The sequence below is a fragment of the Amycolatopsis sp. WAC 01416 genome (genome assembly GCF_003947485.1).
Classification (GTDB): domain Bacteria; phylum Actinomycetota; class Actinomycetes; order Mycobacteriales; family Pseudonocardiaceae; genus Amycolatopsis.
The window spans coordinates 711,472-723,432 of the sequence record NZ_QHHX01000002.1; the positions used below are offsets into that span (position 1 = coordinate 711,472).

The 11,961-nt window shown below is 69.9% G+C and carries 14 protein-coding genes; 7 read left to right on the top strand and 7 right to left on the bottom strand.

Going from position 1 to position 11,961, the window contains the following annotated elements:
- Nucleotides 1-16 precede the first annotated feature (16 nt).
- Entirely contained in the window at nt 17-604 is a 588-nt protein-coding gene (locus DL990_RS07740) for a pentapeptide repeat-containing protein (RefSeq protein WP_125788916.1), read from the top strand.
- 69 nt (nt 605-673) lie between these two features.
- On the opposite strand, the gene DL990_RS07745 is transcribed toward DL990_RS07740, so the two are convergent.
- Nucleotides 674-3,379 (bottom strand): glycohydrolase toxin TNT-related protein, encoded by a 2,706-nt coding sequence (locus DL990_RS07745; RefSeq protein WP_370451265.1) that lies wholly within the window; start codon nt 3,377-3,379, stop codon nt 674-676.
- Between the two features lie 117 nt (nt 3,380-3,496).
- On the opposite strand from DL990_RS07745, the gene DL990_RS07750 reads away from it, so the two are divergent.
- Nucleotides 3,497-3,796, top strand: coding sequence for a DUF3017 domain-containing protein (locus DL990_RS07750; RefSeq protein ID WP_125798256.1), 300 nt, complete (start codon nt 3,497-3,499; stop codon nt 3,794-3,796).
- A gap of 6 nt (nt 3,797-3,802) precedes the next feature.
- Here DL990_RS07750 and DL990_RS07755 read toward each other — a convergent pair whose 3' ends face one another.
- Nucleotides 3,803-4,975, bottom strand: a complete 1,173-nt coding sequence (locus tag DL990_RS07755) for an MFS transporter (protein ID WP_125798257.1) — start codon at nt 4,973-4,975, stop codon at nt 3,803-3,805.
- Between the two features lie 185 nt (nt 4,976-5,160).
- Nucleotides 5,161-5,478 (bottom strand): helix-turn-helix transcriptional regulator, encoded by a 318-nt coding sequence (locus DL990_RS07760; RefSeq protein ID WP_125788919.1) that lies wholly within the window; start codon nt 5,476-5,478, stop codon nt 5,161-5,163.
- 196 nt (nt 5,479-5,674) lie between these two features.
- Here DL990_RS07760 and DL990_RS07765 point away from each other — a divergent pair, with 196 nt between their 5' ends.
- Complete coding sequence (locus DL990_RS07765) at nt 5,675-6,844, top strand: MFS transporter (protein ID WP_125798258.1); 1,170 nt, start codon at nt 5,675-5,677, stop codon at nt 6,842-6,844.
- 3 nt (nt 6,845-6,847) lie between these two features.
- Here DL990_RS07765 and DL990_RS07770 read toward each other — a convergent pair whose 3' ends face one another.
- Complete coding sequence (locus DL990_RS07770) at nt 6,848-7,036, bottom strand: DUF1918 domain-containing protein (protein WP_125788921.1); 189 nt, start codon at nt 7,034-7,036, stop codon at nt 6,848-6,850.
- A 128-nt stretch (nt 7,037-7,164) separates the two neighbouring features.
- Between DL990_RS07770 and DL990_RS07775 the strand changes: the two genes are divergently transcribed.
- Genes DL990_RS07775 through DL990_RS07785 form a run of 3 tightly spaced genes read left to right on the top strand, consistent with a single transcriptional unit; the run spans nt 7,165 to nt 8,946 of the window.
- Nucleotides 7,165-7,809, top strand: a complete 645-nt coding sequence (locus DL990_RS07775) for a spermidine synthase (protein WP_125798259.1) — start codon at nt 7,165-7,167, stop codon at nt 7,807-7,809.
- A complete protein-coding gene (locus DL990_RS07780; RefSeq protein WP_125798260.1) occupies nt 7,791-8,372 on the top strand; it encodes a hypothetical protein in 582 nt (193 codons plus the stop codon). Before DL990_RS07775 ends, DL990_RS07780 begins: the two co-directional genes overlap by 19 nt.
- Before the next feature lie 7 nt (nt 8,373-8,379).
- Nucleotides 8,380-8,946, top strand: a complete 567-nt coding sequence (locus DL990_RS07785; RefSeq protein ID WP_125798261.1) for a GNAT family N-acetyltransferase — start codon at nt 8,380-8,382, stop codon at nt 8,944-8,946.
- Here the strand turns inward: DL990_RS07785 and DL990_RS07790 are convergent, their stop codons facing one another.
- Together DL990_RS07790 and DL990_RS07795 are read right to left on the bottom strand one after the other, a co-directional pair.
- The gene (locus tag DL990_RS07790) at nt 8,947-9,534 is read right to left on the bottom strand and encodes an HhH-GPD-type base excision DNA repair protein (protein WP_125788925.1); all 588 of its coding nucleotides are present in this window, start codon (nt 9,532-9,534) and stop codon (nt 8,947-8,949) included.
- Between the two features lie 38 nt (nt 9,535-9,572).
- Complete coding sequence (locus DL990_RS07795; RefSeq protein WP_125798262.1) at nt 9,573-10,451, bottom strand: LysR family transcriptional regulator ArgP; 879 nt, start codon at nt 10,449-10,451, stop codon at nt 9,573-9,575.
- A 66-nt stretch (nt 10,452-10,517) separates the two neighbouring features.
- Here DL990_RS07795 and DL990_RS07800 point away from each other — a divergent pair, with 66 nt between their 5' ends.
- Nucleotides 10,518-11,132, top strand: a complete 615-nt coding sequence (locus DL990_RS07800; protein WP_125798263.1) for a LysE/ArgO family amino acid transporter — start codon at nt 10,518-10,520, stop codon at nt 11,130-11,132.
- On the opposite strand, the gene DL990_RS07805 is transcribed toward DL990_RS07800, so the two are convergent.
- A complete protein-coding gene (locus DL990_RS07805; protein ID WP_125788928.1) occupies nt 11,133-11,957 on the bottom strand; it encodes an aldo/keto reductase in 825 nt (274 codons plus the stop codon).
- Between the last annotated feature and the right edge of the window lie 4 nt (nt 11,958-11,961).

The window sequence follows — 11,961 nt, forward strand, 5'->3', positions numbered from 1 at the left end:
ATGCGATCCTGGACGGGTGATCGAGACTGCGGAGGACTACCGAGAAGCCGTTCTTTCCGAGCAGTGGTGGGAAAAACGCAGTTTCGTCGGCTGTGATTTCACCGAAGCCGACCTGCGAGGGCTGCGCACCCAGGGCTGCACCTTCGACCAGTGCGACTTCACCAAGGTCGACTTCGAGGGCTCGCGCCACGAGGCGTCGGCGTTCCGGTCGTGCACCTTCGATCGCAGTGTGCTCGCGAGCACGCGGTGGAGCTCCTGTTCGATGCTCGGATCGTCCTTTGTGGACTGCCGGTTCCAGAAGGTCGCCTTCACCGAATGCGATCTCTCGCTGGTCTCGCTCAGCAAGGCTCGTCTGTCCAAAGTGGACCTCAGTGGCCTGCGACTGCGTGAGGCGAACCTGCTCGAAGCGGATCTGACCGGCGCCGACCTGCGAGGTGCGGATCTCACCGGTGCCCGGCTGGCGGGCGCGAAACTCGAAGGTGCCGATCTGCGTGGCGCACGGCTCGACGCCAACGGGCTGGTGCAGGCGAACCTCGCCGGTGTCCACGTGGACACCGAGACCGCGGTCGCCTACGCCGCCGCGCACGGCCTCGTCATCCACTGACCCCACGTGCAATGAAAGGTCCTTTCCTCGCAAAATTTGCGAGGAAAGGACCTTTCATTGCAGAACGGACTAGTCGATCGGCGGTTCGCCCGGGTCCAGCTCGATGAGGTCGCCCTCGGCGAGCAGCTCCTCGATGGACGCCGGCAGCAGGTACGCCGAACCGCCACCGGGCTGGTTGAACCACGGGATCGCGACACCGGCGAGCGCTTCGAGCGGACGCTGCACGCGGTACACGTGGTACGGCCGGTTCACCCACTCCGGCACGAGCGAGCGCTCCTCGAACGGCGTCCCGGCCGCGTAGGTCAGGTTGCCGTTCGGGCCACCGAAGCGGTCCAGCTCGCTGCCCGCGGGCAGCTCACGCAGCTCCTTGCCGCGGAACAGCGTCAGCGGCGGCTCGCCGTTGAGCGGCGAGATCGGCCAGTTCTGCTTGGCGTCGGGCGCCCCGGCGGCGTTCGCCGCGGCGGGCGGGCGGGCCGGTTCCTCGCGTCGCATCGGCGGCGGCGGAGGCGGCGTCACCGGCGGTTCGCGCCGCGGTGGCGCGGGCGGCGGGCTCGCCAGCACCGGGTTCGGCCGCACCGGGGGTGCGGGCGGGACCGGCGCGGGGGCGGGCTCGTCGTCCACATCGTCGCCGAGCAGTTCCTCGGCCGTCGTGAACGCCGTCTGTTCCTGTGCCGGGATCGACTCCCGCGGCGGCACCGGATGCGAACCGGTCGCGATCTCGGGGGAGAGCGTCGCCAGCACGGGCGGCGCCGGAGCCTGCTCCTCGACCGGCCGCTCTTCGACGGCGGGCTCTTCCTCGGGCGGCGGAGCGCCGTTCGGGTTCAGCAGGACCTTGCCGAGCATGAACGCGGCCGCGTCCTCGGCGTCGCCGAACACGGCCGGGTTGGCCAGCTTCCCGTCGTACCAGCCGACCCGCCAGCCGCCGCCGTCGACCTGCTCGACACTCCAGCCGTGGTCGGTGGGGGAGCCGATGCGGTAGACGTCCTCGGGCACGTCGAGGTCGTCGAACTTCGCCTGCAGTTCGTTCAGCACCGGCACGGGGTGCTCGGCGCGACGCGGCCGCTCCGGTGCCGCGCGGCGCGGGGCTTCCTCGCGCCGCGGCTCGGGCTCGGGGCGGGACACGGGCACGAGCACCGGCGCCGGGGCGTCGACCTGCGTGACCTCGTTATCCGACGGCGGGGGCAAGTCCGGCTCCGCGTCGTGCGTGAGGAGGGGCAGCTCAGGGCCGGCGTCGGCCTGCTCGACCGGCGTGTAACCGGTGGTCGTCTCCTCCTCGGGCGGCGCGTACGGCTGGTCCTCTTCCTGCCGGGCGTACGCGTCCTGCTCTTCCACGAGGGGCGGCGGCTCGTAGGCGTCGACCTGCGCGGGCCGCGCGTACGTGGTGGCCTCCGGGTCGGCGACCTGCGGTTCCGGCGCGGGTTCGGCGCGCTGATGCGACGCCTCGTCCTGCCGTTCCTCGTCGGTGTACACGTCCTGTTCGGACTCGTGGAACTGCGCCTGGTCGTGCGCGTACGGGTCTTCGTAGCGGCCTTCGTACTGCTGCTCGGCGGCGGCCTCGTGGAAGTCCTGCGCCTGGTAGTCCTGGGTGTCGTAGTCCTCTTCGTACCGCTGGGCCTGCTCGGCCTGATCGGGAACGGTGGACTCGGCGGCGGGGACGGCGGCGGCCGCCGCGACCGGTGCCGCGGCAGCCGCGGCGGCGGACGCCTGATCCGGGCCCTGCTGATGCGGCGGCGGGACGGGCGGCTGAGCGGGCTGGTTCGGGCCGGGGCCGGGCTGTCCGGGAGCGCCCTGGTTGGCCTGCTGAGGCGGCACCGGGCCGTTCTGCGGCGGGCCCTGCGGAGGTGGGCCCGCGGGCATGCCGTTGGGGCCACCCGGCCCACCCGGGCCGTGGGGACGCTGCTGCGGGGGCTGATTCCCCCGGGTGAGGTACCCCGCCGCGGCCTGCAGCGTCGGGGCGTCGACCTCGGGCAGCGTGAAATCGTTCTGCCGGACGTGGTCGATCAGGTCGAGTTCCGGTGAGACGCCGTACTCGCGCAGGTAGAAGTTCACAGCGGCGGGCCAGATCCACTGCCCGTCGCTGTGGAAGGCGACCGGGACGGTGGCCTCGGGGGTCTGCGCGAGCCTGTCGATGTCATAGCCGCGCTCGGTGACCACCAGCGGTGCGCGGTCGAGGTACTCGAGCAGCCTGTCCTGCTCCTCGATCTCCAGGTCGGGCCGGTTGATCACCGGACGCCCGGCCGGGCCGATGGTGTCGAAGATGCGGGCGATGCGGAAATGCGGCCCGGGCTGCTCGGGGCCGAGGCCGGACATGCGCCGGATCAGCCATTCGGGCACGTTCTCCTCGGAGCGGGGGAACATGCGCAGTTCGTCGGACAGCGCCTGCGGAGGCGGCGCGAGGCGCCATTGGGGCTCGTCGCGGTTGTACTCGAGGTTGTAACTGGACGGGTGATCGAGCTGGTAGCGGGCGTTGAACCAGGTGCCACGGCCGTCGCGATACATCCCGGCGCGGAGCCTGCCGAACAGTGTCGCGATGTCATGCGTCGCGACCCACTCGTGCGCGGTGCCGTCCTCGGTGATGATCTCGCCGGTCATCTCGTGGTACCTGCCGACGGCTCGGTACTCGGCGGTCACCTTCCGCCAGTCGCGCGGCGCGGCCCGCAGCAGGGCGAGGCCGATCTGTTTGACCAGGGTGTCCTGCTCGGTCGCGTTCAGCTGAGTCGTCGGTTGTGCCACGGTCACATTTTGACCGTATCCGCGCTCGCGTGCACCCCGCATGTGGGTTTTGCCGCTATTGACAATCCAGAAGACGCCCTGACCTGGTGTCGGCTCACTCACCCGGGATACTGACGGCGTGAACCGATCTGCCCCCGAGACCCTGAAGGACGAGGACTGATGGCCGTGACCGGACAGCGGCGTGACCGTGGGGCACTGCTCCATCACCTGCCGTTCCTGGTGGTGATGCTGGTGGTGGCCGTCGCCGCCTTGCGGATCGGCCAGTACCACTGGCGGCAGGGCGCCGCGCTGATCGGCGGTGCGCTGCTGCTCGCCGGCCTGCTCCGGGCGGCCCTGCCCGAGGCGAAGGCCGGGCTGCTGGCCATCCGGGGCAAGCCGGTCGACGTCCTGACCTACGGCGCGCTCTCCGTCTTGATCCTGTTCATCGCGTTCACGATCACCGGCGGGCCCCTGTCCTGAGTCGGCTCAGGAGGCCATGGCGGGGCTGAGCCGGGCTTCGCGGCGATCCAGGCTGCCGGACACCACGGCCAGGGAGAGCCCCAGGACGGCCAGCGACGCGCCGACCCAGTTGGGTGCGACCAGGCCGAGGCCGCCCGCGATCACCAGTCCGCCAAGGTAGGCGCCGATGGAGTTCGCGATGTTGAACGCCGACTGCACGGCCGCGGAGACCAGCGACGGCGTCCCGCCAGCCTTCTCCATGATCCGGGCCTGCATCATCGGGCCGATCATGAACCCGGCGAGGCCGACGAAGAAGATCGTCACCGCCGCGCCGACCTTGCCGTTCGCGGTGAAGGTGAAGATCGCCAGTACCGAAGCGAGCGCGATCAGCGAGACGTAGAGGCTCGGCATCAGCGCCTTGTCGGCGAGCCTGCCGCCGAGGTAGTTGCCGATCGTCATGCCGACCCCGGCCAGCGAGAGCAGCAGGGTGACGTGCGACGGCGAGTAGCCGGTGACGTCGGTCAGCATCGGCGCGATGTAGGACAGGCAGGCGAACACGCCGCCGAGGCCGAAGGTGACGATCGCGAGCGCGAGCCACACCTGCGGGCGGCGGAAGGCGCCGAGTTCGCCACGCAGCGACGGCTCGACCGGTTTTCCCTGGTGGGGGACCAGTTTCGCGATCGCGGCCATGGCGAGCAGGCCGATCACGGCCACCACACCGAAGGTCGCGCGCCAGCCGACCTTCTGGCCGAGCAGCGTCCCGAGCGGCACGCCGACGACGTTGGCCAGCGTCAGGCCCATGAACATCATCGAGACGGCCTTCGCGCGTTCGCCCGGCTTGGCCAGGCTGGACGCGACGACCGCGCCGGCGCCGAAGAACGCGCCGTGCGGCAGGCCGGCGAGGAAGCGGAAGGCGACGCCGAACTCCTGGTTCGGCGAGAGCGCGAAGAGGGCGTTGCCGAGGGTGAACAGGCCCATCATCGCCAGCAGCATCGTCTTGCGCGGCAGCCGGACCGCGGCGGCGGTGAGCAGCGGGGCGCCGACGACGCCGCCGAGGGCGTAGCCGGAGATGAGGTAGCCGGCGGACGGGATCGACACGCCGAAATCGGCGGCGGCTTCGGGCAGCACGCCCATCATGACGAATTCGGTGGTCCCGATGCCGAAGGCACCGATGGCGAGCGCGAGCAGCGCGACGGGCACGGCTCTCCTTCCGGGGGTCGTACTTGAGGTAAACGATTACTCGCCCAGCGTCGCGGACGGGGAGCTGAATCGATTTAGGTCTCGGACACAAAAGAAGACAGCGCGTGCGGCACCGCTGTCCTTCGTCCAGTTCAACCGATCGAGGGGGCCTTTGTCATCCCGGTTTCGGGTGAGGCTGCCCACCCTCAGCGGCGCGCGGCGAGCACTCCCTGGAGCAGGCCGGGGAACAGCTCGTCGAGATCGTTGCGGCGCAAGGAGTTGTAGCGGGCGGTGCCCTGCTGGCGGCCCATGATGATGCCCGCTTCGCGCAGGGTGCGCAGGTGATGGGTGAGTGTGGACTTGGTCACGGCGACGTCGAAACCGCTGCACGAGATCTCGGTGCCGGATTCGGCCAGCTGGCGGACCATGTCGAGCCGGACCGGATCCGCGAGCGCGGCGAGGACTGCCTCGATCCGGATCTCGTCCTGTCCGGGATAGACGTACTGGGTGGTCGTCGTGGCCATCCGTCCATAGTACGACGCCCCTCGAACTTTCCGCGAGTTCGTAGTACGGTCACCATCGAACTACGACAACCATCGAACAACGACCCCAAGTCGACTTTCGCGGGCTGAACGCGATCTGGCACCGGCCAGGCGCCCCCGGGCCCGGATCGCCTTTAGCGGGCTAAACGCGATTTGTGAGGTCTGGAGCTGGGGAGTCATGACCTTCGCACCACCCAGGACCGCGGTGCTGGCGCTAGGCACCTTCGCGGTCGGCACCAGCGGATACGTCGTCGCCGGGCTGCTGCCCGCGCTGACCGGCGAGCTCGGGGTCTCCGAGACGGCCGCCGCGCAGCTGGTCACCGCCTTCGCCATCGCGTACGCGGTCGGTTCGCCGTTGTTCGCCGCCGTCACGGGCCGCTGGGAACGGCGCACGCTCCTGGTCGCCGCGCTCGTCGTCACGGCCATCGGCAACGCACTCGCCGCCCTCGCGCCCGGCTACGTGACCCTGCTCCTCGCGCGCGTGGTCACCGCGATCGGCGCGGCGGTCTTCACGCCGGCGGCGAGTGCCGTCGCCGCCGACCTCACCTCCCCGGAACGCCGGGGCCGGGCGGTCGCGCTCGTCTTCGGCGGGCTGACCGTCGCGACGATCCTGGGCGTTCCGCTCGGCAGTGTCCTTTCGCAGAGCGTCGGTTACCAGGCCGTCTTCGCGCTTGTCGCGGTCTTCTCACTCCTCGGCGCCTTCGCGGTGCGGCTGGTCTTGCCCGCGGTCCCGGCGCCGCCACCGGTCCGGCTGGCCGAACGGTTCACCGTCGCGAAGGACCCGCGCGTACTCGCCATGCTCGGCGCGACCGTGCTCGGCTGCCTCGCCGCGTTCTCCGTCTACACCTTCATCTCGCCGGTCCTGTCCGCCACGGCGGGCGTCCACGGCACGACGGTCAGCCTGCTGCTGTTCGTCTACGGCGCGGGCGGCGCGCTCGGCAACGTCCTCGGCGGTCGTGCGGCCGACCGGTGGGGCGCCAGGGGACCACTGCTGGTCGTGTTCGGCGGGATCACCGTCGTGCTCGCGCTGTTGCCGCTGGTGGCGACCACCGTCGCGGGCGCGGCCGTCGTCCTCTTCCTCTGGGGACTGGCCACCTGGTCGGTCAACCCGCCGATCCAGCACCGGCTGATCGAGCTCTCCCGCCAGAACGCCGGGCTCGTCCTCTCGCTCAACGCGTCCGCGATCTATCTCGGCGTCGGCCTCTCCGGCCTCGTCGGGGGAGCCGTGCTCAGCGGCGGCGGACCCCTCTTGCTGCCCGAGATCGCGGCGATACTGACCGCGATCGGCGCGGCCGTGGTCGTGGCGGGCTGGCGGAGCCGCGTGAAGCAGCCCGCGCTGGCCGAGTGACGCCTATTCGGCGCGAGTCTGGACTTCGCAGTCGGGGCCGGGGAACACCAGCCCTTCGTGCCCGTCCGCGAATCGGACGAGATACGGCGGGGCACCGTGTTCTCCGCGTACCTCGAGGATTTCGCCGTGTCGCTCGGCCGAGCCGACCGTGCGTCCGTGCACGTGGATCTCGTCTCCGACGGTCGCCTGCATGAGAAATCACCTCCGACACTTCAAGGTTAGGAGTGTCGGAGGGGTTCGTACAGGTGCCCGCCACGATCGGTCGAGTGCGAAAGGGAAATCCGCGGGCCCGCTGTGATCGTCGTCGATAGGCTGCCCGGATGACCGACGTACTCGACAAGGTGGCCGGGAAGAGCGGCGAACTGGTGCTCCGCCGGGCCGGAGAAGATTTCGAGGTCATCGCCAACGGCGTCTTCCTGATGGACACCCGGAACGGTGAATCCGAACGGTTGCTCGTCTCGGTGGCGGCCGATCTGGTGCCGGGCAAGGCGCGAATGCTGATCGGCGGCCTGGGTGTCGGCTATTCGCTGCGCGCCGCGCTCGACCATCCCGGTGTCGGCGAGATCGTGGTCGTCGAGCGCGAGCCTGCCGTGATCAAGTGGAACCGCGAGGGCCCGCTGAAGGACGTCCATGGCGACGCACTGTCCGACGAACGGGTCACCGTTGTCGAGGCCGATCTGGTGAAGTGGTTGCGCCGTACGGAAGAGCGGTTCGACGCGCTGTGCCTCGACATCGACAACGGTCCTGAGTGGACGGTCACCGACGGCAACGCGAAGCTGTATCTGGACGACGGACTCGACATGCTCGCCGCGCGGCTGCGGCCCGGCGGCGTGCTCGGAGTGTGGAGCGCCGAGTCGGTGCCGTCGTTCGCGAAGCGGCTGCGGTCGCGGTTCGGTGAGGTGCGGGAGCTGAAGATCCCGGTGCCGCAAGGAGAACCGGACGTACTGTGGTTCGCGCGGGTGTAGCGGACGCGGCGCGGGTCAACGCGCGCTGGTGCGACGTGGTGTGCCGAACGGGTACTTTCACGGCCCACGTCTGGAAGTCGGCACACCGGACGCCGCCGTTGTACCCGGACGCGGTGACCCTGACACCGGACGTGACCGTGTCGGAGGTGCTGGACGGGATCGACACCTCGCCGGGCTGTTCGGTCAAGGACAGCTTCGCCTGCCTGGATCTTTCGCAAGCGGGCTTCGAGGTGCTCTTCGAGGCCACATGGATCACCCGTACGGCACAGGTGCCGCTCGAGCCGGGCTGGTGCCGCGTCGACGACCGGTTCGACGATCCGTCCGTCGCGGTGTGGTCCGACGGCGTCTCCAGCGTGACCGCCAACCGGGACGGCGACCTCGCCGGACTGTCCAATTTGTACACTCACGGCGATCCCGACGACGCATGGCGCGGCGCGACCTCGGCCGTCGCGGCGAACTTCCCCGGGCTGCCGATCACCGGCTACGAACGCGGTGACGATCTCGACGCCGCTCTCCGCAACGGTTACACGGCTCTGGGGCCGCTGCGGGTCTGGCTGAAATGATCGCCGAATGGAGATCACCACCTGGCACCTCGAACAGACCTCGCCGGACGACCTGAGCGCGGCGAAACCGCCTGCCGTCCCGGTGACGGTCACCCGCTCCGAGCTGGTCAGCCCGGAGCTGAACCGCTATCTCTACACCGCCGTCGGCGGCGACTGGTTCTGGATCGACAGGCTCGGGTGGACCTGGACGCGGTGGACCGAGTGGCTGGACAGGCCGGGCGTCGAGACCTGGGTGGCGTACGCGCAGGGGACGCCGTGCGGCTACTTCGAACTCGACGGCGCTGTCGACGGCGAAGTGGAACTCGCGTACTTCGGCCTGATGTCTTCCTTCGTCGGGAAGGGCATCGGCGGGCACTTGCTGACCGTCGCGCTGCGGGAGGCGTGGGCACTCGCGGAGCGCTGGCCGGGCAAGGCGACGACGCGCCGCGTCACGGTCCACACCTGCACCACGGACGGCCCGGCCGCGCTCAAGAACTACCAGGCACGCGGCTTCCGGCTGTTCCGCACCGAAGTCGAGCAGGCGGAACTGCCCGCCGAGACGCCGGGGCCGTGGCCGGGAGCCGCGAAGAAGTAGCTACTTCGCGGGAGCCTTGGCAGCGGCCTTCGCCGCCTTCTTGAACGCTCGCACCTCGCCGAGGGTTTTCGCGTCCACGACGTCGGCGATCGAACGCCGTGAGCCGCGGTCGCCGTACGAGCCGGTGGCCGCGCGCCAGCCCTTGGGCTGCACGCCGAGCTGCTTGCCGAGCAACGCGAGGAAGATCGAGGCCTTCTGGTCGCCGAAACCGGGCAACGCCTTGAGCCGCTTGAGGACCTCGGGGCCGTCCGGTTTGGGGCGCCCGGCGGTCCAGATCCCGGCTGCGTCGCCGTCGTAGTGTTCGACGACGTGCTCCGCGAGGTCCTTCACCCGCCGGGCCATCGAACCGCCGTAGCGGTGGATCGCGGGCGGGACCACGCAGAGCTCGACGAAGGTTTCGGTGTCCATCGCGTGGATCTTCTTGATGTCGAAACCGTCCATCCGGTCCGCGATCTTCTGCGGGCCGCGGAACGCGTGTTCCATCGGGAACTGCTGGTCGAGGAGCATCCCGACGAGCAGGGCGAACGGGTCTTCGGTCAGCAGCCGGTCCGCTTCCTCGTCCCCGACCAGGTGCAATGCGCGCGTCATGCGCCAAGGATCTCACGACCGGGCCGCCGCGCGCGCCCTCATCCGTGCGGATCGACCAGCAGGTCGGCGGCCGCGGTGGTGATGGCGGCCGACACCGCCGCCAGCGCGGGCGAGTCGAGTTTCCACTGCTGCCAGAACAGCGGCACGTCGATCGGGTGATCCGGGTCGAGACAGGCGAACGTGCCGTCCCGCAGGCGGTCGCCGATCTGCGCGAGCGGCACCATGCCCCAGCCCATCCCGGCCGCGACGGCGTCGAAGAATCCTTCGGAAGAGGGAACGTAGTGCCGCAGCGGGCTCGCAATCGTGCCGCGCTCGCGGGCGAAGCGGTCCTGGAGGTCGTCACGCCGGTCGAAGACGACGGCAGGTGCTTCGGCGAGGTCGAGATCCGTGCCGAGGGCCGGGCTCACGACGGCCAGGTAGCGCATGTGCCCGAGCCGGTGCACCGAACACCCGGCGACCGGATCGGGTGACGACGTCACCGCCGCCATCACCAGCCCCTCCCGCAGCAGGGTCGTGGTGTGGTCCTGATCCTCACGGTGCAGTTCGAAGCAGATCTTCTGCTCGGGCGGCACCCGGGTGAGTGCCGGGAGGAACCACGTCGCCAGCGAATCGGCGTTCACCGCGATCGGCAGCCGGACCGGTTCGTCGCCCGCGGTCAGGCCGAGTTCCGCCCGCGTGTCGGCCTCCAGCAACGCCAGCTGACGGCCGAACCGCACCACCGCCTGCCCGGATTCGGTCAGGCGCACCGGTTTCGTGCGGATCAGCAGGACCCGGCCGGTGCGCTGTTCGAGCGCCTTGACGCGCTGGCTGATCGCCGACGGCGTCACGTGCAGCGCCGAGGCCGCCGCGTCGAAGGTGCCTTCGTCGGCGGCGGCCAGCAGCGTGCGCACCAGGTCGAGGGGCAGATCTGTCGTCATGAGCGCTAATGTTACGTAAGAATCTTTAGCTGTACTGTTGACGCTGGGATTTCTACTGTTGTCGGCATGGGAGACGTTCTGTTCAGCGCGGTCGCCGGATTCGGCGCGACCATGGCCCTCATCGTCGCGATCGGCGCGCAGAACGCCTTCGTGCTGCGTCAGGGCATTCGGCGCGAAGCAGTACTCGTCGTGGTGCTGATCTGCATCTTCTCGGACGCCATCCTGGTGAGCCTCGGCGTCGGCGGGGTCGGCGCGCTGGTGGGGACGTCACCCGAAGCGTTGACGATCGTCGCCCTGGTCGGCGGCGCTTTCCTGCTCTGCTACGGCGCTCTCGCGGCCCGTCGCGCGTTCAAGCCGGCGGCGCTGGAAACCGGTGGTCCGGAGACCGGCGGATCGCTGCGCCGCATCGTGCTGACCACGCTGGCGATCACCTGGCTGAATCCGCATGTCTACCTCGACACCCTCCTCCTGCTCGGCGCCGTCGCGGCCGGACACGGCAGCGACCGGTGGGCGTTCGGCGTGGGTGCGGTGTCGGCCAGCGTGCTCTGGTTCCTCGCGCTCGGTTTCGGCGCGCGGCTGCTCAGCGGGTTCTTCCGCAAGCCGTCGTCGTGGCGGATGCTGGACGGCCTGGTCGCCGCGACGATGATCGCCCTTGGCGTGACGCTGGTGGTCAGCGCCTGATCACGGCAGCCGGGCGAGATCTTCGGCGGTGAGCACGAGATCGGCCGCGGCCGCCGAGTCCCGGATCGTCGCCGGCCTCGTCGAGCCGGGGATCGCGATCATCGACGGCGACTTCGCGAGCAGCCAGGCAAGGCACACCTGTTGCGGGCTGACCCCGAGCTCTTCGGCAACGGAAAGGAACTCCCCGCCGATCCCTCGGAGCGGGCCCCACGGCAGATAGGCGAGCCCGAGTTCGGTGCACAGGGCCAGTTCCGGTTCGTGCGAAAGCTGCGCGGGCGCGTGCTCGTTCTGCACCGAAACCAGCGTCCCGCCGAGGATTTCCCGCGCTTCCAGTATCTGTGCACTGGACACATTGGACAGTCCGGCGAGCCGGATCTTGCCTTCGTCGGCCAGCTCCTTGATCGCGCCGACGGATTCCGCCCACGGCACGTTCTCGTCGGGTTTGTGCAGCTGGTAGAGCCCGATCGTGTCGACGCCGAGCCGTTTCAGCGAGCCCTCGCAGGCGTTCTTGAGGTGCGCGGGTGTCCCGGTGACGGTCCACGAGCCGTCACCGGGACGGCCGCGGCCGCCCTTGGTCGCGACGAGCACCGCGTCCGAGCCGCTGTGGGCTGCCAGCGCTTCGGCGATCAGCACCTCGTTGTGCCCGGTTTCACCCGCGTGCCAGTGGTAGGAGTCGGCCGTGTCGATCAGCGTGACACCGGCGTCGAGCGCGGCGTGGATCGTGGCGATCGCGCGGTCGCGGTCCGGTCGGCCCTCGATCGACAGCGGCATCGCGCCCAGCCCGATCGCGCTGACCTCGACGTCTCCGATGCTGCGGTAACGCATGTGC